Here is a 17,887-nt window from a genome sequence, read left to right on the forward strand (position 1 = left end):
AGATCACAAGGAGTGATTTTTCAGATACTGATAGAGAACACGAACGAACGCAAGAGGCTCGCCACTTCGCCACGTAGCTGTTCGACTGCGGGCAGCAACCGTTCTTCCCTGTCCAGGGGTACGGAAATGGCCATGGCCGCAATGGTTGCACCGGCTGTGACGGGAATGGCGGCACAGACGGTCCCCAGTGCGTACTCCTGGCGTTCGATGACCGGTTCACCCCGGCGCAGTGTCCGCAGCCGCTCCAGAAGGGCCGCGCGATCTCGCACTGAGTAACGAGTGAGGGGCCGAACGGGGTGCCGGTCGAGGTGGTCCTCGCGGTCCTTCTCGTCGAGCTGGCCGAGAAGACACTGACCGATCGCGTGCGCGTGCCCGGTCTCGCGGAAGGAGGCCCACTCGTCGACCGCCGGGGCGTCGGGGGCGTCCGCGACCGCGATGAGTTCGATCTCGCCCTCGCGGTAGACGGCGCAGTACACCGGGACCCCGATGGCGTCCCGCCAGTGGGCGAGGGAGTCGGTGACGGTGGCGGGGCGGCTTCTCGCGCCCTGGGCCGCGGCGAGGTTCTCGGCGGCGGCACCGAAGAGGAAGACGCCGTTCTCCCGGCGCAGATAGCCCTCGTGGGTAAGGGTGCGCAGGAGGTGGTACGCGGTCGGCAGCGGTAGGCCGGCCTCACGTGCGAGTTGCTTGGCGGGCGCCCCGTCCCGATGGGTGCCCACAGCCTCCAGCAGCCTCAACGCCCGCTGAACCGAACCGATCAACGTCGGGACAGCAGTGCTCGATGCCGTGGTCAAAGGTCACCCCCAGGCATGGTGACGGGCCGTCAGCCCTCCCGTGGAGGCCGCCCCCACGGGCCTGCCGCACCAGCTGTCGTACCAACCACTGGTCACTCGGTCGGTTCGGTGACAGAAGGTCACATTCCAGGTGGCGGCAGCGGTATGTCACTGTATCGGCCGACCCCGATCGGAGGGGGTTTTCCTCCGGGACTTAGCTCAGCTGGGCTAATCCGCAGGCCTGTGCGCACCCCCGATCCCGCACGGGCCCGCGGCGAAGCCGCTACCAGTCGCCGCGTGAGGACGACGAGGACATGAACTTGCGTACGACGAAGATCAGACCGCCGACCAGCACGACGAAGACCAGCACCTTGAAGAGCAGACCGATCACAAAGCCGATGATGCTGGCGATCAGACCGCCGAACACGAAGATGGCGATGACGGGCACCGCGATCCACTTCACCCACCAGGGCATTCCCGCGAATATCTCCCGCATGGCCATCGCCGCCTACCTCGTCTCTCTTGGTTGCTGCCTCGATGCTAAGCGCGCGGGGGACCCCGGCGGGGGCCTCGCAGCCCTTGAAGACCCCTGATCGAACCCTTAGGGAACCCGGGGGCCGAGGCAGCGGGGATCCTCAGCCCTCCGGAGGCGAGAAGACGACCATCACCCGCAGGTCCTCGGTGATGTGGTGGAACTTGTGGGCGACCCCGGCCGGCACATAGACGACGCTCCCCCGGCCGACCTGGGTCGTCTCCATCCCGACCGTGATCGACGCACGGCCGCTGACGACGAAGTACACCTCGTCCTGCTGGTGCGGCTGCTGCGGGTCGAGCGCCCCCGCGTCCAGGGCGTACAGGCCGACGGACATGTTCCGCTCCCGCACGAACTGCAGGTAGGCGCCGTCGTTGGCGGCCCGTTCCGCCTCCAGCTCGTCCAGTCTGAATGCCTTCATGGCCCGTCCGCCCCTTGTGACCCGTGCTCCGGGTTCCGCCTGCGCTGTCGGTGTCCACCACCGATCATGTCTGCCACGATCAGACACATGAAGAATTTCGTAGTCAAGACGATCGCCAACGCGGGCGCGCTGGCCGTGGCCATCTGGCTGCTGGGGAACATCACGCTGGAGGGCGGCTCCACCGGCCGCAAGGTCCTCACCCTGATCCTGGTCGCGCTGATCTTCGGCCTGGTGAACTTCCTGGTCAAGCCGGTGGTCCAGCTGCTGACCTTCCCCTTGTTCATTCTGACGCTCGGACTGATCACCCTGGTGGTCAACGCCCTGATGCTGCTGCTGACCTCCTGGCTGGCCGGGGTCTTCGACCTCAGCTTCCACGTCGAGGGCTTCTGGACCGCGGTCCTGGGCGCCCTGATCATCTCGGTCGTCTCCTGGGCCCTCAACATGGTCCTGCCGGACGAGGACTGAGCCCGGCCCCCACCTGAATCGACTTACGGAGCAGCATGAGCACCCTGGGCGACGGAACGCGCGCGGTACGCGCCGGACTTCCCGCACCGGAACAGTACGAACCGTCCCTGCCCGGACCGGTCTTCGCCGCGCACTTCCACCTCTCCGGTGAGCCGGTGGGCCCCTACACCTACGGCCGGGACACCAACCCGACCTGGACCCATCTGGAGCGGGCCATCGGCGAGCTGGAGGCGCCCGGCGAGGAGGTGAGCACCACCGTCTTCGCCTCCGGCATGGCGGCGATCAGCGCGGTCCTCTTCTCCCAGCTCCGCGCCGGGGACACCGTGGTGCTCCCCGACGACGGCTACCAGGCGCTGCCGCTCGTACGGGAGCAGCTGACGGCCTTCGGCGTCGAGGTCCGCACCGCGCCGACCGGCGGCGACGCCCAGCTGGCGCTGCTGGAGGGAGCGAAGCTGCTGTGGATCGAGAGCCCCTCCAACCCGGGCCTGGACGTCTGCGACATCCGCCGGCTGGTGACGGCGGCGCACGAGGCGGGGACGCTGGTCGCCGTCGACAACACCCTGGCCACTCCCATCGGTCAGCGCCCGCTGGAGCTGGGCGCGGACTTCTCGGTCGCCAGCGACACCAAGGGTATGACGGGGCACGGAGACATCCTCCTGGGCCATGTCACCTGCCGTGACGACCGACTGGCCGCCGACGTACGGCGCTGGCGCAAGGTGGTCGGCGCGATTCCGGGCCCGATGGAGGCCTGGCTCGCCCACCGTTCGCTCGCCACGCTCCAGCTGCGCGTCAAGCGCCAGTGCGCCACGGCGCTGGCCCTCGCCGAGGCGCTGGCCAAGCGGTCCGAGGTGACCGGGCTGCGGTATCCGGGGCTGCCCACCGACCCGTCGCACGCGACGGCCGTGCGCCAGATGCGGCGCTTCGGCTCGGTGGTCTCGTTCGAGCTGGCCGACCGGGGGACCGCCGAGCGCTTCCTGGACGCGCTGCGGCTGGTCGACGACGCGACGAGTTTCGGCGGCGTACGGTCCACCGCCGAGCGCCGGGGCCGCTGGGGCGGCGACGCCGTGCCGGAGGGGTTCATCCGCTTCTCGGTCGGTGCGGAGGACCCGGAGGACCTGCTGGCGGACGTCGAGCGGGCGTTGGACGAGGCGGCCCGCTAGCCCGGTGCCGGTCGGTCCGGCAGAGGGTTCGGGGGTCCGGCCGGTGCGGTGTCCGGTCGGTCCGGCAGGCTCGGCCGGACACCCCTTGGGCCCGGGGGAGTTTCAGACGGGCCCGTGTGGGCCACTCTCTTGCCATGACCGAACGTCCTGTGGTCAAGCGCACCGCACGCGCCATCCTGCTCGACGGTGACGACCTCGTCCTCATCAAGCGCACGAAGCCGGGGGTCGATCCGTACTGGCTCACGCCCGGCGGTGGGGTGGAGCCGGAGGACGCCACCGTCGTCGACGCCCTGCACCGCGAGGTCGACGAGGAGCTGGGCGCCAAGATCGTCGATGTGGTGCCCTGCTTCGTCGACACCGTCGAGCACATCGCCGACGGCGGCGTGACGGGGGTGAAGGTCCAGCACTTCTTCGTCTGCCGGCTCGCGTCGATGGACGTGACCCGGCGCCATGGCCCGGAGGTCGACGAGCCCTGCGGGGAGTACGAGATCGTCCGGGTGCCGTTCAGCCGGGTCGGGATCGCCGCCGTACATCTCGTACCGCTCTCCCTGCGCCACTATCTGGACGGCAACATCGAAGGCGTACGGGCGATGCACGCACCCGACCTGGGCTGACGGCTCCGGCCTCCCGGTGGGGTTCCCTGCACGGTGGGGCCCCTGCACGATCGGGCTGCCGTACGACGAGGGCTCCGTGTTTCACGTGAAACCGGGTGCTCGGTTTCACGTGAAACCGAGCGTCGGGCGCTCCGGTTCCGGCCAGTTCCGGGAAACCGCTGGACGGACGATCATCGCGTCGGCCAGCCTGGCCCCATGCACAGCCCATCACCCCTGTCCCTCGTCGACCTGCCCGTACGGCGCCTCACCCGGGGAGACCTGGTCTCCTGCGCAGACCTCTCCGAGAGCCGGGGCTGGCCACGCGACGAGCACCGATGGGGGCTGCTCCTCTCCGCAGGTACGGGGTACGGAATCGCGGTTCCCGAGGGGAAGGGCCTGATCGCGGCCTGCGTGATGACGTCGTACGGGCCCCGCCTGGCGGCCGTCGGCATGCTGCTCGTGGCCGAAAGCCACGCCCGGCAGGGGATCGCCCGACGGCTCATGCGCCATGTGATGGCGGAGGCCGGGCCCACCCCGCTCGCGCTGTACTCCACATCCCAGGGACAGCGGCTCTACGAGCAGCTGGGCTTCACCCAGGTGGGCCGGACCCAGCGGGTCCTCGGCCGGTTCCGTCCGGAGGACCGGCCTTCGGCCGTCGCCACGCGTGCGGCCGCCGCCGACGATCTGCAGGCGATGGTCCGGCTCGACCTGCCGGTCTTCGGCATCGACCGCACGCACATCATCGCCCGGCTCCCGGCCTTCGCCGACCGGATCCAGGTCGCGGAGGAGAACGGCGAGCTGACCGGGTACGCGGCCCTCTGGCCGAGCGGCGAGGCCCATGCCGTCGGCCCGCTCGTCGCGCGGGACACCGCCACCGCGAAGGCCCTGGTCACCGCAGTGGCCGCGACCACGGACCGGCCGTTGCGGGCCGATGTGGACGCGCGCCACGAGGAGTTGCTCGGCTGGCTGGTGGAGCGCGGTCTCGAACGGGGCTCCGGGACCACGGTGATGACGTTCGGCATCGCGGACCTTCCGGGCGATGCCAGTCGCAGGTTCGCCCCGCTCACGGTCGCGACCGGCTGACGCGCGGCCTCAGACGAGGGAGTCCGCCGCGCCGGTCGCGAACCCGTGGTCCTGCTCCGGCGCTCCGCCGCCGACCCCGATGGCGCCGATCAGGCGGCCGTCCCGGTGCAGAGGGACGCCTCCGGCGATGAAGAGCAGCGGGCGGTCCAGCGCGGTCGGCAGGGTGTGGAAGAGGCTGCCGGGCTGCACGGCGTCGACCAGGTCCGCCGTGGGGGCGTCGAGCTGCAGTGCGGTGAACGCCTTGCGGGTGCTGGTCTCTCCGGCGATGAGAACTGCCCGGTCGTCGCGGTGGAAGGCCAGCAGGTGCCCGCCCGCGTCCACGACGCTCACGGCGACGGCGACACCGGCCGCCTCGGCGGCACCGCGGGCCGCCTCGACGAGGGTCTCGGCGTCCTGGATGGTCAGCGGGGCGACGGCGGTGGTGACGGTGGTGCTCATGGAACTGCTCCTGTCTTGTCGCTTGATGCGGTGCGGGGGATGAGGTCGGGGTGATGCGGTGAGGCCCGGAACTGCGCTCAGTGGCGGGCCGTGACGGCGACCGGCTCGGGGCTGCTCCCGGCGACGATCCGGCCCGCTCCGGCGGACGTACGGCGCTCCAGCAGGCCGGAGACCACGGCCAGGACCAGGGCGGACGCGGCGAGGGCGGCGCCGACCCAGTTGGGGGCGGTGTAGCCGAGACCGGCGGCGATCGCCAGGCCGCCGAGCCAGGCGGCGAGGGCGTTGCCGAGGTTGAAGGCCCCGATATTGACCGCGGAGGCCAGGGTGGGGGCCCCGGCCGCCTGGTCGAGGACCCGCTTCTGCAGCGGGGGGACGGTCGCGAAGCCCAGGGCGCCGATGAGGGCGATGGTGACGGCCGCTGCGGCCTTGTTGTGGGCGGTCACGGTGAACAGCCCGAGGACGAGGGCGAGCGCGCCGAGGGAGACGTACAGCATCGGCATCAGACGGCGGTCGGCGAACCGGCCGCCGATCAGGTTGCCGCCGACCATGCCGAGGCCGAAGAGGACCAGCAGCCAGGTGACGGAGGAGGGCGCGTACCCGGCGGTACCGGTCATCATCGGGGTGATGTAGGTGATCGCGGCGAAGACTCCGCCGAAGCCCAGGACGGTCATGGCCATCGCGAGCAGGACCTGGACATTGCGGAACGCGGCCAGCTCGTGGCGGATGCGTACGCCTTCGGGACGGGGCTGCTCGGGGACGAGCCGGGCGACTCCGAGGAGACCGATCACCCCGAGGAAGGCGACGACGAGGAACGTGGTCCGCCAGCCGGCGGACTGGCCGATGTAGGTGCCGAGCGGGACGCCGACGACATTGGCGACGGTGAGCCCGGTGAACATCATCGCGATCGCCCCGGCCTTCTTCTGCGGGGCCACCAGATCGGCCGCGACCACCGAGCCGATGCCGAAGAAGGCACCGTGGGCGAGGGAGGCGACCACCCGGCCGGCGAGCATGACGCCGAAGACGGGCGCCAGGGCGGAGACCAGGTTGCCCACGATGAACAGCCCCATCAGGAGCATCAGCATCCGCTTACGGGTCACCCGGGTGCCCAGGAGCGTCATCAGCGGGGCACCGAGGACGACCCCGAGTGCATAGCCGGTCACCAGGAAGCCTGCGGTCGGGATCGAGACCTGGAAGTCCGCGGCAACCTCGGGGAGCAACCCCATGATCACGAACTCCGTCGTTCCGATCCCGAATGCCCCGATGGCCAGGGCGAGGAGCGCGAGCGGCATGGGTTTCACCTTCCCTAAAGGTTGCTTCTGCGCTTTACGAGCGTCCACAATAATTGCATGCGCGGGTTAATTGCAAACGCGGGCTATTGCGAACGTCCCCTATCCTGGAACCACGCAGCCCCGCCCGGAGGAGGCACCATGACCGCGACCGACCCGGCCCTGACGGCCCTCTCCCAGAGGTGGTGCGCCCTCTCGCTGCTCCACGGGAAGATCGAGGCCCGCGTCGAGCGCGCCCTCCAGTCGGGGCACGGGCTCAGCGTCCGCGAGTACTCGCTGCTCGATGTGTTGAGCCGGCAGCACAGCGGCCCCGGCGGCCATCTCCAGATGAAGCAGGTGGCCGACGCCGTGGTGCTCAGCCAGAGCGCGACCACCCGGCTGGTCACACGGCTGGAGGACCGGGGACTGCTGACGCGGTATCTGTGCGACACCGACCGCCGGGGCATCTACACCGATGTCACCGAGGCCGGCCTCGCCCTGCTCGCCGAGGCCCGGCCAACCAACGACGGCGCCCTGCGGGCCGCGCTCGACGAGGCGTCGGAGAACCCCGAACTCGCGCCCCTGGTCCAAGCGGTCGAGGAGCTGAAGGTCACAGCCTGACCGTGGCGTGGCGCGTACGCTGCCGATCATGAGTGATCTTGAGATACGCCCCGTGGCCGAGACCGACCTCGATGCCGTGGTCGGCATGCTGGCCGACGACCCGCTCGGCGCCCAGCGCGAATCACCGGACGACCTCACCCCGTACCGCGCGGCGCTCCGGCGACTGGCCGACGACCCCAACCAGCACGTCGTCGTCGCCGTCCGCGAGGGCCGGGTGGTCGGGACCCTCCAGCTGACCGTGATCCCCGGCCTCTCCCGCCGCGGGGCCACCCGCTCGATCATCGAGGCCGTCCGCGTCCACGCCGATGAGCGGGGCAGTGGGCTCGGTACCCAGCTGATCCAGTGGGCCGTCGACGAATCCCGCCGTCAGGACTGCCAGTTGGTGCAGCTGACCTCGGACGCCACCCGCCAGGACGCGCACCGGTTCTACGAGCGGCTCGGCTTCACGGCCAGCCATGTGGGCTTCAAGCTCGTTCTCTGAGCGACAACGGCGGGTGGGGTGGGTGTTTCACGTGAAACACCCACCCCACCCGCCGTCACAGTCCTGGTCTCAGCCGCCGATCCCCCGCCAGCCCGCCGGGTCCAGCCCGCCGGGGACGTCCGCGTCCGCGTCATAGGGCTCACGGGTGAAGGCGAACGAGCCGAGGTCGAGATGGTCGACCGAGCCGTCCTCCCGGCGTACCACGCGGAGGGTCTCGCCCGCGTAGTAGTCGTCCAGCCCCGTCCAGGTGCCGTCCGGCCGGGCCGTGAAGAACGCTCCGCGCCCCTTGGAGCCCAGCGGCCTCAGCTCGAGGCCCCGGCCCTCGGTCAGCTTCAGCGTGAACGTGTGGGTCCCCCAGTGCCAGATCCCGGTCAGGGCCACCAGCTCCGCGTCCGCCTCCGGCAGCGGGCGCCAGGGCTCAGGGATCCGCGGCTCAGCATCCGCGACGATGGTCAGAAGCTCGGCGGCCACCGTGGCGGCGGGCAGCCCCGAGGTGGCGTTGGCCAGGGCGACCGCGGCGACGTCGTCGTCCACGCTGAACCAGAGGCCCGCGACGAAGCCGGGCAGCGAGCCCGCGTGCCCGAAGAGGACGCGGCTGTCGGTCTTCACGATCTGGAGGCCGAGGCCGTAGCCGTTGCCCCCGGGGTCGGCGACGGGCGAGGCGGGCGTCCTCATCTCCCGTACGGACGCGGCCGACAGCACCCGGTCGTCGCCCTCGACCAGGAAGGCGGCGAACCGCAGCAGATCGGCCGCGGTCGACCAGAGCTGACCGGCGGGCGCCATCAGCCCGAGGTCCTCGGCGGGCTCGCTCACCACCACATCGGCCCAGGGGTGGACGGCCCAGCCCTCCGCGTACGGAGCGGTCGGCCCGTAGGTCGTACGGTCCATGCCCAGCGGCTCCAGGATCTCGCGGCGCAGCGCCTCCTCCCAGGAGACCCCCCGCACCGCTTCGACCAGCGAACCGAGCAGGGTGTAGCCCGGGTTGGAGTAGTGGAAGCGGTGACCCGCCGGATAGAGCTGCGGTTGCTCGCCGAGCACATCGGCGAGCTTGGGCCGCAGGGTCCCCGGGGTCCGCTCCCACCAGGGGGCGGGCGCCTCGGCGCTCAGCCCCGCGCTGTGGCCGAGCAGTTGGAAGATGGTCGCGCCGCCAGCACCGGAGCCGGGAAGGTGCTTCTCCAGCTGATCGCCCAGGTCGATCAGCCCCTCGTCTCGCAGTCGCAGGACCAGCACCGCGGTGAACGTCTTGGTGATCGAGCCGATCCGGTACTGCGTATCGGCATCGGCGGCCTGCCCCTCCAGGCCCGTACGCCCCCCACTCCAGACGATCCGGCCGCCCCGCCGCACGGCGGCCGCGAGCGAGGGTGCCCGGCCCTCCCGCTGGGCGGTGGCGAGGCGGTGGACGAGGGAACGCCGGGTCGTGGGAAGCAGTTCTTCACTGGGAGAAGTCATGGTCAACCCATACCGGACGGACTGCCGCCTGACGAGGGGATTACCGGGCTCGACACCCGCCCCTCACGATCGGCCCGTCCCGGCCTCAGCGCTTCCGGTTGTACGTCCGTACGAGAACCCCGTTCCCGAAGGTGCGGACCCCCTCCAGCGTGAACGCGTCGGCGGCGAACCCGGACCCGAACATCGGCATCCCGGAGCCGTACACCAGCGGGTAGGTCTTGATCACCAGCTCGTCGATCTCGTCGATCAGCTCCCCCGCCAGCTGTGACCCGCCGCAGAGCCAGATGCCCAGCTCACCCTGTTCCGCCTTCAGCTCCCTGACGCGGCCGACCAGGTCCTCGGAGATCAGCTCGACGTTCGGGTCCGGCGACTCGGTGAGGCTCCGGGAGGCGACGAACTCCCGCATATGGCCGTAAGGGCTCGTCACATCGGTGTCCAGAGCCAGTTGGTAGCTGCCCCGCCCCTGGATCACCGTGTCGAACCGCCGGTGCTCCAGATCACCGAGCCCGAGCAGGCCGCGCCCCTCGGCCGAGATGGTCTCCGGGTACTCCTCCTTGAGATAGGCGAGGAACTCCTCGTCGACGAAGGACATCATCGTCGTGGCATCGCCCTTCGGGTCACCTATGAAGCCGTCGATCGAACAGGCGATGAAGTACGTGAGCTTGCGCATGTGTTCCCCATTCCGCGAGTCGGCGCGGGCCGACGGCCCAGAAGACGCTCCAACCACTCCACCTATAGTGCTTCACCTGTAGTGGTTGCGCACCTGTTTTTCCGACGTACAACAACAGGGAGAAGAGACCGATGGCGAGAAACCCCGAGCGCAGGGTGGCGCTCACGGACGCGGCGATCGAGGTCCTGGCCCAGGAGGGCGCCCGCGGCCTCACCTTCCGTGCCGTGGACACCCGGGCCGGCGTGCCGGTGGGCACCGCGTCGAACTACTTCAGCAGCCGTGACGACCTGTTCATGCAGACGGGCGCCCGCATCCACAGCCGGATGACCCCGGACCCGGCCCAGGTCGAAGAGGCGATGCTCCCCGCCCCCTCCCGCGCCCTGGTCGCCGAGCTGATGCACTGGCTGGTCCGCCGCATGACCGACGACCGGACGGGCTACCTCGCCCTGCTGGAACTCCGCCTGGAGGCGACCCGCCGCCCGGAACTCCGGGCCCAGTTGACCACGACGGTCCGCACGGCCTTCGAGGAGAGCGCGGCCTTCCACCGCGACTGGAACCTCCCCGGCGACCACACCGCGTTCCTCGTCCTCTACCTGGCGATGACCGGCGTACTCCTGGAGCACTTCACCCTGCCGGACATGCTCGGCGACACCGCCCTGGAGGCGCTGGTGGACGCGGTCGTGGAACGGATCATCCCGGTCGGCTGACCCTGTGGGGTCGCCCGCGGAGGACCGCCCTCAGGTCTGCGCCATGTCCACGAAGCGCGAGTAGTGGCCCTGGAAGGCCACGGTGATGGTGGCCGTCGGGCCGTTACGGTGCTTGCCGACGATGATGTCGGCCTCGCCCGCTCGCGGGGACTCCTTCTCGTACGCGTCCTCGCGGTGGAGCAGGATGACCATGTCGGCGTCCTGCTCGATCGAGCCGGACTCACGCAGGTCGGAGACCATGGGCTTCTTGTCCGTACGCTGCTCGGGGCCACGGTTCAGCTGCGAGAGCGCGATCACCGGGACCTCCAGCTCCTTGGCCAGCAGCTTGAGGTTTCGGGACATGTCCGAGACCTCCTGCTGACGGCTCTCGGACCGCTTCGAGCCACCGGCCTGCATCAGCTGCAGATAGTCGATGATCACGAGCTTGATGTCGTTGCGCTGCTTGAGGCGACGGCACTTCGCGCGGATCTCCATCATCGACAGGTTGGGGGAGTCGTCGATGTAGAGCGGGGCGGCCGAGACCTCGGGCATCCGGCGCGCGAGCCGCGTCCAGTCCTCGTCCGTCATCGTGCCGGAGCGCATGTGGTGCAGGGCCACCCGCGCCTCGGCCGAGAGCAGACGCATCGCGATCTCGTTGCGCCCCATCTCCAGGGAGAAGATGACGCTGGGCAGGTTGTTCTTGATCGAGGCCGCGCGGGCGAAGTCCAGCGCCAGCGTGGACTTACCCATGGCGGGGCGGGCCGCGATGACGATCATCTGGCCGGGGTGCAGGCCGTTCGTCAGGGCGTCGAGGTCCGTGAAGCCCGTCGGGACACCGGTCATCTCGCCGCTGCGCGAACCGATGGCCTCGATCTCGTCGAGCGCGCCCTCCATGATGTCGCCGAGGGGGAGGTAGTCCTCGCTGGTGCGCTGCTCGGTGACCGCGTAGATCTCGGCCTGGGCGGAGTTGACGATCTCGTCGACGTCCCCGTCGGCCGCGTATCCCATTTGCGTGATCTTCGTGCCGGCCTCGACGAGCCGCCGGAGGACCGCGCGCTCGTGGACGATCTCCGCGTAGAACGAGGCGTTGGCGGCGGTCGGGACGGACTGCACCAGGGTGTGCAGATACGGTGCTCCGCCGACCTTGGTGATCTCCCCGCGCTTGACCAGCTCGGCGGCGACCGTGATCGGGTCGGCCGGCTCGCCCTTGGCATAGAGGTCGAGGATCGCGGTGTAGACGGTCTCGTGCGCCGGGCGGTAGAAGTCGTGGCCCTTGATGATCTCCACGACGTCGGCGATGGCGTCCTTGGAGAGCAGCATGCCGCCGAGGACCGACTGCTCCGCGTCCAGGTCCTGGGGAGGCACCCGCTCGAAGCCGGCGGGGCCGCCGCCGTCCCAGCCACTGTCCCAGCCGCCGTCCGAGCCCCGGTCGTGCCGGTCCTCGCGGCTGCCCTTGCGCTCTCCGCGGCGCTGGCGGGATACAGGCAGACGGTCGCCGGGACCGGTCTCGGTCCAGGGGTCGTCCAAAGGCTCGGGGATGCTCACCCGGCCCACCTCCTCCCGTCCGCTTCGCGGACCTAGCCGTGCCACTCTTTCTTACGGCACGGCACCGACAAACAAGTCGCCCGACTCCGCTTCCGGCGCGTCTGGTTCTGCTGATTCCGGTGCCGGAACGGAGTGCGGGCGCCGGACCACGGTAGGCCCGTCTCCACCGTCAGCCAATCTGGTTATCCACAGGGCATGTGGACGACGGAGCAGATGCTGTGGAGAACTCCTCGGAACCTGTGCACGGAACAGGGGACAGCACTGTGGACAAACTCATAGCCACACCACCATCACCCGCCTGACCTGCATGTTCTCAGTCCACTGACTGTGGGGGAGAAAAACTTTCGTCCCAATTTCAAGATCCCTGCGAACGGCGCACGGACGAACGACCCGAGGGAATATACGTAAGGGACAATAGGCCATTGCATCTCTTACCTGTGGAAGATTAGATTGACCCCCATGACCCCGGCCCCCACCACTCCGCGAACAGGCCGCCGACGGCACGACCGCGAGATCGTCGCCCTCGCCGTACCCGCGTTCGGCGCGCTGGTCGCCGAGCCCCTGTTCGTCATGGTCGACAGCGCGATCGTCGGACATCTCGGCACCCCGCAACTGGCCGGCCTCGGTATCGCAGCGGCCCTGCTGATGACCGCCGTCAGCATCTTCGTCTTCCTCGCCTACGCCACCACGGCCGCCGTGGCCCGACGGGTCGGCGCGGGCGATCTGCCCGCCGCGATCCGCCAGGGCATGGACGGGATCTGGCTCGCCCTGCTGCTCGGTGCCGTCGTCGTCGCGCTCGCCATCCCCTCGGCCCCCTGGCTCGTGGACGTCTTCGGCGCCTCTGACACCGCCGCCCCGTACGCCGTCACCTACCTGCGGATCTCCAGCTTCGGCATCCCGGCCATGCTCGTCGTCCTCGCCGCCACCGGCGTACTGCGCGGGCTCCAGGACACCCGGACCCCGCTGTACGTCGCGATCGGCGGTTTCACGGCGAACGGCATCCTCAATGTGGTCCTCGTCTACGGGGCCGGGCTCGGCATCGCCGGATCCGCCTGGGGCACGGTGATCGCTCAGGTCGGCATGGCCGTCGCCTATCTGATCGTCGTCGTCCGCGGAGCCCGCAGACACGGCGCCTCCCTGCGCCCCGACGCCGTCGGCATCAGGGCCAGCGCCCGCGCGGGTGTCCCCCTCCTGGTCCGGACCCTTTCGCTCCGAGCCGTCCTGATGATCGCCACCGCCGTGGCGGCCCGGCTCGGCGACGCCGACATCGCCGCGCACCAGATCATCCTCTCCCTCTGGAGCCTGACCGCGTTCGCGCTCGACGCCATCGCCATCGCGGGGCAGGCCATCATCGGCCGCTACCTGGGGGCGAACGACGAGAAGGGGGCCCGCGAGGCCTGCCGCCGCATGGTCGAGTGGGGCATCGGCTGCGGTATCGCGCTCGGGGTGCTGATCATGCTCGCCCGGCCTCTCTTCATCCCGCTCTTCACCAGCGATCCGGCGGTGAAGGAGACCCTGCTCCCCGCGCTCCTGGTCGTGGCGGTGTCGCAGCCGATCGCCGGAGTGGTCTTCGTCCTCGACGGCGTACTGATGGGCGCGGGGGACGGACGCTATCTGGCGTGGGCCATGCTGGTAACGCTGGCAGTCTTCGCCCCCGTCGCGCTTCTGGTGCCGACTCTCGGCGGCGGCCTCACCGCGCTCTGGTGGGCGATGACGCTGATGATGGCCGTCCGGCTGATCACCCTCTGGGTGCGTACCCGCTCCGGGCGGTGGATCGTCACCGGAGCGACTCGCTGACGGACGGATCCGGTACGGCGGCCACGACTGTTTCACGTGAAACGCTCCGCCTCATCGTTCGACCCCGGCCACGCTGTTTCACGTGAAACGTCAGCGCCCGGCGTGCCCGGCACCCGGTGCACAGTGAAGGGCCGCACCCCTCAACGGGGTGCGGCCCTTCACCTGCTCTGCCGAGTCCTGCCCTTAGGCAGCAACGACCTCGACGCCGAGCTTCGCCGCGACCTCGGGGTGCAGACGGACGGACACCTGGTGCCCGCCGAGCGTCTTGATCGGCGCACCGAGCTCGACGCGGCGCTTGTCGACCTCGGGACCACCGGCGGCCTTGATCGCCGAAGCGATGTCGGCCGGGGTGACCGAGCCGAAGAGCCGGCCGGCGTCGCCGGAGCGAACGGCCAGGCGGACCTTGACGGCCTCGAGCTTGGCCTTGACCTCGTTGGCCTGCTCGATCGTCGCGATCTCGTGGATCTTGCGGGCGCGGCGGATCTGCGCCACGTCCTTCTCGCCGCCCTTGGTCCAGCGGATGGCGAAGCCACGCGGAACCAGGTAGTTACGGGCGTACCCGTCCTTGACGTCGACGACGTCGCCGGCGGTGCCGAGGCCGGAGACCTCGTGGGTGAGGATGATCTTCATGCTGTTGTCACCCTTCCCTTATCGCGCGGTGGACGTGTAGGGCAGCAGCGCCATCTCACGGCTGTTCTTGACTGCCGTGGCGACGTCACGCTGGTGCTGCGTGCAGTTGCCGGTGACGCGGCGGGCACGGATCTTGCCGCGGTCGGAAATGAACTTCCGCAGCATGTTCGTGTCCTTGTAGTCCACGTACTGGGTCTTGTCCTTGCAGAACGCGCAGACCTTCTTCTTAGGCTTGCGCACAGGCGGCTTCGCCATGGTGTTTCTCCTGTGTGATCAAGAAGTGGGGTACGAGCCCGCCCTAGAAGGGAGGCTCGTCCGAGTAGCCGCCGCCGGAGCCGCCGGAGTTGCCGGGGTTTCCGCCCCAGCCGCCTCCGCCGCCCTGCTGGCCGCCGGAAGGCGCACCGGTCGCCCACGGGTCGTCGGCGGGAGCACCGCCGCCGCCCTGCTGGCCACCGCCACCGGGACCGCCGCCCCAGTTGCCGCCGCCCTGCTGGCCACCGCCGCCGTATCCGCCCTGGCCGCCCTGACCGCCGCGACCGGTGGTCTTGGTGACCTTGGCCGTGGCGTTCTTGAGGCTGGGGCCGACTTCCTCGACATCCAGCTCGTAGACCGTGCGCTTGACGCCCTCACGGTCCTCGTAGGACCGCTGCTTCAGCCGGCCCTGCACGACGACGCGCATGCCACGCTGGAGCGATTCCGCGACGTTCTCCGCCGCCTGACGCCAGACCGAGCAGGTCAGGAACAGGCCTTCGCCGTCCTTCCACTCATTGGTCTGCCGGTCGAAGATGCGGGGAGTGGACGCGACACGGAACTTCGCGACCGCCGCACCGGACGGGGTGAAGCGCAGCTCGGGGTCGTCGACGAGATTGCCGACGACCGTGATGACGGTCTCGCCTGCCATGGGTGAACCTCTCGGCGGGATTGCTTCTGGCTGCTTGCTGCTACTCGGACCCGAAAACCGCTGAGCGGAATGCTCAGTGGACCTCGGGACGGAGGACCTTGGTCCGGAGGACCGACTCGTTCAGGTTCATCTGGCGGTCGAGCTCCTTGACGACCGCAGGCTCGGCCTGCAGGTCGATGACCGAGTAGATGCCCTCGGGCTTCTTCTTGATCTCGTAAGCGAGCCGACGACGGCCCCAGGTGTCGACCTTCTCCACCTTTCCGTTGCCCTCACGGACGACGGAGAGGAAGTTCTCGATCAGCGGGGAGACTGCGCGCTCCTCGAGATCGGGGTCGAGGATGACCATCACCTCGTAGTGACGCATGTGGAACCCACCTCCTTTGGACTCAGCGGCCACGGTCGTTCCGTGGCAGGAGGGTCGTGATGCGTGAGCAACGGTGTCCCCGAGGAGAACACCCGGCACTGACAACCCGCTCCCGGGATGTTCCTGGAGGAGGGGGCTCGCCGTGCCGGCCTGGGCAGACACCGGTGCAGACCGTACAGACTACCCGTAGACCGGCTTCCGGTTGAAATCCGGAGGTCAGCGGGCACCCGCGGCCCGGCCCCGGGGCAGGGCGGGGCGGGCCCGGAGGGCAGATCCGGGGCCCCGGGGGCACAATCGGAGACAGATGCGGTGTGAGAGGCGCTACATTCCACCGCCCGTCCGGCCAGGAGGTACTCCATGGCACAGACCATCCGCCCCGCCGGCTCCCGGTCCACGACCGGCCGCCCCGCCACCGGCTCGCTCTTCGCGACGGACGGCAGGCCGCACCCCGTCCAGGACGTCCTGATGGTGGTGACCGGGGTCCTCGGCATCCTCGCCTTCGTGACGGCGATGTTCCACCATCTGCACCTGATCAGCTCGTGGGCAGGGCTGGTCGGCATCCTGACCGGCCTCTACGGCCAGTACATCTCGAAGACCACCTGGGAGAGGTTCGGTCTGATCGTGGGGATCGGTGCCTCCGCGGTCGGCTTCTACCTCGGGATGGCGCACGGCGGCCTCTTCGGCGGCGTCATCACCTGAGCGGCGCACCGTCCGGCGCGGCCGCTCACGCGGTCGCGTCGGTCCACCGGGTGCGATCCGGCCCTACGCGGCCAGGCCAGGTGCCCCTCGGCCACAGTAGGCTTCGGCGCGAGAGCCGGAGCCCCTGACCCATGGGGACACACCTGCCGAGGAGCGCCCCGCATGAGCCTGACCCTGAGGACCATCAGCCGAGAGCAGCATCTGGCATACATCCAGAGCCTGCCCTCGGCCAGTCACTGCCAGGTCCCGGCGTGGGCTGACGTGAAGACCGAGTGGCGCTCGGAGAACCTGGGCTGGTTCGACAAGAACGGCGAGATCGTCGGCGCCGGCCTCGTCCTCTACCGCCAGCTGCCCAAGATCAAGCGCTACCTGGCGTACCTCCCCGAGGGCCCGGTCATCAACTGGTACGCGCCCAACCTGGACGACTGGCTCCAGCCGATGCTCGCCCACCTCAAGCAGCAGGGCGCCTTCTCCGTGAAGATGGGCCCGCCGGTGGTCATCCGCCGCTGGGACTCGGCCGCCATCAAGTCCGGCATCCAGGACCCGGACGTGAAGCGGCTGCGCGACGTCGAGGCCACCCACATCGAGCCGCGCGCCTTCGAGGTCGCGGACCGGCTGCGGAAGATGGGCTGGCAGCAGGGCGAGGACGGGGGCGCCGGTTTCGGTGACGTACAGCCCCGTTACGTCTTCCAGGTGCCGCTGGCCAACCGCTCCCTGGAGGACGTCCTCAAGGGCTTCAACCAGCTGTGGCGCCGCAACATCAAGAAGGCCGACAAGGCCGGTGTCGAGGTCGTCCAGGGCAGCTACGAGGACCTGGCCGAGTGGCAGCGGCTCTACGAGATCACGGCCGTCCGCGACCACTTCCGGCCGCGCCCGCTCTCGTACTTCCAGCGCATGTGGACGGTCCTCAACTCCGAGGACCCCAACCGGATGCGGCTCTACTTCGCCCGGCACAACGGTGTGAACCTCTCCGCCGCCACCATGCTCGTCGTCGGCGGGCACGTCTGGTACTCCTACGGAGCCTCCGACAACATCGGGCGCGAGGTCCGGCCGTCCAACGCCATGCAGTGGCGGATGCTCCGCGACAGCTACGCGATGGGCGCCACCGTCTACGACCTGCGCGGGATCAGCGACTCGCTGGACGAGAACGACCACCTCTTCGGCCTGATCCAGTTCAAGGTCGGCACCGGCGGCGAGGCCGTGGAGTACGTCGGCGAGTGGGACTTCCCGCTCAACAAGCTGCTCCACAAGGCGCTCGACATCTACATGTCGCGCCGCTGACCCGCTTCGGCACCCCTCCCCGTACAACCCCGTTCG

General features: G+C 69.6%; 22 protein-coding genes. 10 read left to right on the plus strand and 12 right to left on the minus strand.

Features of this window, described 5'->3' with window-relative positions; all coding sequences use genetic code 11:
* Positions 1–20: 20 nt before the first annotated feature.
* The 3 genes from DJ476_RS16885 to DJ476_RS16895 form a co-directional block, all read right to left on the minus strand.
* On the minus strand, positions 21–791 hold the full coding sequence (locus DJ476_RS16885; protein ID WP_277627676.1) for an IclR family transcriptional regulator: 771 nt from the start codon (positions 789–791) through the stop codon (positions 21–23).
* A 262-nt stretch (positions 792–1,053) separates the two neighbouring features.
* The gene (locus DJ476_RS16890; RefSeq protein WP_026237854.1) at positions 1,054–1,266 is read right to left on the minus strand and encodes a DUF5326 family protein; all 213 of its coding nucleotides are present in this window, start codon (positions 1,264–1,266) and stop codon (positions 1,054–1,056) included.
* Between the two features lie 139 nt (positions 1,267–1,405).
* Complete coding sequence (locus tag DJ476_RS16895; protein ID WP_015609880.1) at positions 1,406–1,723, minus strand: cupin domain-containing protein; 318 nt, start codon at positions 1,721–1,723, stop codon at positions 1,406–1,408.
* Between the two features lie 87 nt (positions 1,724–1,810).
* Between DJ476_RS16895 and DJ476_RS16900 the strand changes: the two genes are divergently transcribed.
* The 4 genes from DJ476_RS16900 to DJ476_RS16915 all read left to right on the plus strand — a co-directional run bounded on the left by DJ476_RS16900 (position 1,811) and on the right by DJ476_RS16915 (position 5,024).
* The gene (locus tag DJ476_RS16900; protein WP_019767207.1) at positions 1,811–2,188 is read left to right on the plus strand and encodes a phage holin family protein; all 378 of its coding nucleotides are present in this window, start codon (positions 1,811–1,813) and stop codon (positions 2,186–2,188) included.
* Positions 2,189–2,223: 35 nt separating this feature from the next.
* The gene (locus DJ476_RS16905) at positions 2,224–3,348 is read left to right on the plus strand and encodes a cystathionine gamma-lyase (protein WP_112490946.1); all 1,125 of its coding nucleotides are present in this window, start codon (positions 2,224–2,226) and stop codon (positions 3,346–3,348) included.
* 134 nt (positions 3,349–3,482) lie between these two features.
* On the plus strand, positions 3,483–3,962 hold the full coding sequence (locus DJ476_RS16910) for an NUDIX domain-containing protein (protein ID WP_053560325.1): 480 nt from the start codon (positions 3,483–3,485) through the stop codon (positions 3,960–3,962).
* Positions 3,963–4,157: 195 nt separating this feature from the next.
* Positions 4,158–5,024, plus strand: coding sequence for a GNAT family N-acetyltransferase (locus DJ476_RS16915; RefSeq protein ID WP_112490947.1), 867 nt, complete (start codon positions 4,158–4,160; stop codon positions 5,022–5,024).
* 9 nt (positions 5,025–5,033) lie between these two features.
* Here DJ476_RS16915 and DJ476_RS16920 read toward each other — a convergent pair whose 3' ends face one another.
* Positions 5,034–5,462, minus strand: a complete 429-nt coding sequence (locus DJ476_RS16920) for a GlcG/HbpS family heme-binding protein (protein ID WP_112490948.1) — start codon at positions 5,460–5,462, stop codon at positions 5,034–5,036.
* Positions 5,463–5,539: 77 nt separating this feature from the next.
* Positions 5,540–6,751, minus strand: coding sequence for an MFS transporter (locus DJ476_RS16925; protein ID WP_112490949.1), 1,212 nt, complete (start codon positions 6,749–6,751; stop codon positions 5,540–5,542).
* Between the two features lie 138 nt (positions 6,752–6,889).
* On the opposite strand from DJ476_RS16925, the gene DJ476_RS16930 reads away from it, so the two are divergent.
* Positions 6,890–7,348: a MarR family winged helix-turn-helix transcriptional regulator gene (locus DJ476_RS16930; RefSeq protein ID WP_112490950.1), complete on the plus strand. Its 459-nt coding sequence runs from the start codon at positions 6,890–6,892 to the stop codon at positions 7,346–7,348.
* Between the two features lie 28 nt (positions 7,349–7,376).
* On the plus strand, positions 7,377–7,829 hold the full coding sequence (locus DJ476_RS16935; RefSeq protein ID WP_112492545.1) for a GNAT family N-acetyltransferase: 453 nt from the start codon (positions 7,377–7,379) through the stop codon (positions 7,827–7,829).
* Positions 7,830–7,898: 69 nt separating this feature from the next.
* On the opposite strand, the gene DJ476_RS16940 is transcribed toward DJ476_RS16935, so the two are convergent.
* Together DJ476_RS16940 and DJ476_RS16945 are read right to left on the minus strand one after the other, a co-directional pair.
* The gene (locus tag DJ476_RS16940; RefSeq protein ID WP_112490951.1) at positions 7,899–9,278 is read right to left on the minus strand and encodes a serine hydrolase domain-containing protein; all 1,380 of its coding nucleotides are present in this window, start codon (positions 9,276–9,278) and stop codon (positions 7,899–7,901) included.
* Between the two features lie 85 nt (positions 9,279–9,363).
* Complete coding sequence (locus DJ476_RS16945; RefSeq protein ID WP_112490952.1) at positions 9,364–9,948, minus strand: dihydrofolate reductase family protein; 585 nt, start codon at positions 9,946–9,948, stop codon at positions 9,364–9,366.
* A 131-nt stretch (positions 9,949–10,079) separates the two neighbouring features.
* Here DJ476_RS16945 and DJ476_RS16950 point away from each other — a divergent pair, with 131 nt between their 5' ends.
* On the plus strand, positions 10,080–10,655 hold the full coding sequence (locus DJ476_RS16950) for a TetR/AcrR family transcriptional regulator (protein WP_112490953.1): 576 nt from the start codon (positions 10,080–10,082) through the stop codon (positions 10,653–10,655).
* A 30-nt stretch (positions 10,656–10,685) separates the two neighbouring features.
* On the opposite strand, the gene dnaB is transcribed toward DJ476_RS16950, so the two are convergent.
* Complete coding sequence (dnaB, locus tag DJ476_RS16955) at positions 10,686–12,179, minus strand: replicative DNA helicase (protein WP_026237850.1); 1,494 nt, start codon at positions 12,177–12,179, stop codon at positions 10,686–10,688.
* Between the two features lie 459 nt (positions 12,180–12,638).
* Here dnaB and DJ476_RS16960 point away from each other — a divergent pair, with 459 nt between their 5' ends.
* A complete protein-coding gene (locus DJ476_RS16960; protein ID WP_103418455.1) occupies positions 12,639–13,976 on the plus strand; it encodes an MATE family efflux transporter in 1,338 nt (445 codons plus the stop codon).
* Between the two features lie 183 nt (positions 13,977–14,159).
* Here the strand turns inward: DJ476_RS16960 and rplI are convergent, their stop codons facing one another.
* From rplI to rpsF, 4 genes are all read right to left on the minus strand, one after another.
* Complete coding sequence (gene rplI, locus DJ476_RS16965) at positions 14,160–14,606, minus strand: 50S ribosomal protein L9 (RefSeq protein WP_019767192.1); 447 nt, start codon at positions 14,604–14,606, stop codon at positions 14,160–14,162.
* A gap of 18 nt (positions 14,607–14,624) precedes the next feature.
* Positions 14,625–14,861 (minus strand): 30S ribosomal protein S18, encoded by a 237-nt coding sequence (gene rpsR, locus DJ476_RS16970; RefSeq protein ID WP_003967857.1) that lies wholly within the window; start codon positions 14,859–14,861, stop codon positions 14,625–14,627.
* A gap of 43 nt (positions 14,862–14,904) precedes the next feature.
* Positions 14,905–15,507 carry a single-stranded DNA-binding protein gene (locus DJ476_RS16975; RefSeq protein ID WP_053560333.1) on the minus strand — a complete coding sequence of 201 codons (603 nt, stop codon included), beginning with the start codon at positions 15,505–15,507 and terminating at the stop codon, positions 14,905–14,907.
* Between the two features lie 73 nt (positions 15,508–15,580).
* Entirely contained in the window at positions 15,581–15,871 is a 291-nt protein-coding gene (rpsF, locus tag DJ476_RS16980) for a 30S ribosomal protein S6 (RefSeq protein WP_006126011.1), read from the minus strand.
* Between the two features lie 357 nt (positions 15,872–16,228).
* Between rpsF and DJ476_RS16985 the strand changes: the two genes are divergently transcribed.
* A complete protein-coding gene (locus DJ476_RS16985) occupies positions 16,229–16,570 on the plus strand; it encodes a hypothetical protein (protein WP_019767190.1) in 342 nt (113 codons plus the stop codon).
* Positions 16,571–16,732: 162 nt separating this feature from the next.
* On the plus strand, positions 16,733–17,851 hold the full coding sequence (locus DJ476_RS16990) for a lipid II:glycine glycyltransferase FemX (RefSeq protein WP_103418454.1): 1,119 nt from the start codon (positions 16,733–16,735) through the stop codon (positions 17,849–17,851).
* Positions 17,852–17,887 lie beyond the last annotated feature (36 nt).

Origin of the sequence: Streptomyces bacillaris (assembly GCF_003268675.1) — a bacterium.
Taxonomy (GTDB): domain Bacteria; phylum Actinomycetota; class Actinomycetes; order Streptomycetales; family Streptomycetaceae; genus Streptomyces; species Streptomyces bacillaris.

Coding starts and splice junctions, on each gene's coding strand:
- DJ476_RS16920 (WP_112490948.1), bottom strand. CDS start 5,462: ATGAGCACCACCGTCACCACCGCCGTCGCCCCGCTGACCATCCAGGAC.
- DJ476_RS16930 (WP_112490950.1), top strand. CDS start 6,890: ATGACCGCGACCGACCCGGCCCTGACGGCCCTCTCCCAGAGGTGGTGC.
- DJ476_RS16940 (WP_112490951.1), bottom strand. CDS start 9,278: ATGACTTCTCCCAGTGAAGAACTGCTTCCCACGACCCGGCGTTCCCTC.
- DJ476_RS16915 (WP_112490947.1), top strand. CDS start 4,158: ATGCACAGCCCATCACCCCTGTCCCTCGTCGACCTGCCCGTACGGCGC.
- DJ476_RS16925 (WP_112490949.1), bottom strand. CDS start 6,751: ATGCCGCTCGCGCTCCTCGCCCTGGCCATCGGGGCATTCGGGATCGGA.
- DJ476_RS16985 (WP_019767190.1), top strand. CDS start 16,229: ATGGCACAGACCATCCGCCCCGCCGGCTCCCGGTCCACGACCGGCCGC.
- DJ476_RS16910 (WP_053560325.1), top strand. CDS start 3,483: ATGACCGAACGTCCTGTGGTCAAGCGCACCGCACGCGCCATCCTGCTC.
- DJ476_RS16900 (WP_019767207.1), top strand. CDS start 1,811: ATGAAGAATTTCGTAGTCAAGACGATCGCCAACGCGGGCGCGCTGGCC.
- DJ476_RS16890 (WP_026237854.1), bottom strand. CDS start 1,266: ATGCGGGAGATATTCGCGGGAATGCCCTGGTGGGTGAAGTGGATCGCG.
- DJ476_RS16935 (WP_112492545.1), top strand. CDS start 7,377: ATGAGTGATCTTGAGATACGCCCCGTGGCCGAGACCGACCTCGATGCC.
- DJ476_RS16975 (WP_053560333.1), bottom strand. CDS start 15,507: ATGGCAGGCGAGACCGTCATCACGGTCGTCGGCAATCTCGTCGACGAC.
- rpsR (WP_003967857.1), bottom strand. CDS start 14,861: ATGGCGAAGCCGCCTGTGCGCAAGCCTAAGAAGAAGGTCTGCGCGTTC.
- DJ476_RS16895 (WP_015609880.1), bottom strand. CDS start 1,723: ATGAAGGCATTCAGACTGGACGAGCTGGAGGCGGAACGGGCCGCCAAC.
- DJ476_RS16990 (WP_103418454.1), top strand. CDS start 16,733: ATGAGCCTGACCCTGAGGACCATCAGCCGAGAGCAGCATCTGGCATAC.
- DJ476_RS16950 (WP_112490953.1), top strand. CDS start 10,080: ATGGCGAGAAACCCCGAGCGCAGGGTGGCGCTCACGGACGCGGCGATC.
- DJ476_RS16905 (WP_112490946.1), top strand. CDS start 2,224: ATGAGCACCCTGGGCGACGGAACGCGCGCGGTACGCGCCGGACTTCCC.
- DJ476_RS16945 (WP_112490952.1), bottom strand. CDS start 9,948: ATGCGCAAGCTCACGTACTTCATCGCCTGTTCGATCGACGGCTTCATA.
- rpsF (WP_006126011.1), bottom strand. CDS start 15,871: ATGCGTCACTACGAGGTGATGGTCATCCTCGACCCCGATCTCGAGGAG.
- DJ476_RS16960 (WP_103418455.1), top strand. CDS start 12,639: ATGACCCCGGCCCCCACCACTCCGCGAACAGGCCGCCGACGGCACGAC.
- rplI (WP_019767192.1), bottom strand. CDS start 14,606: ATGAAGATCATCCTCACCCACGAGGTCTCCGGCCTCGGCACCGCCGGC.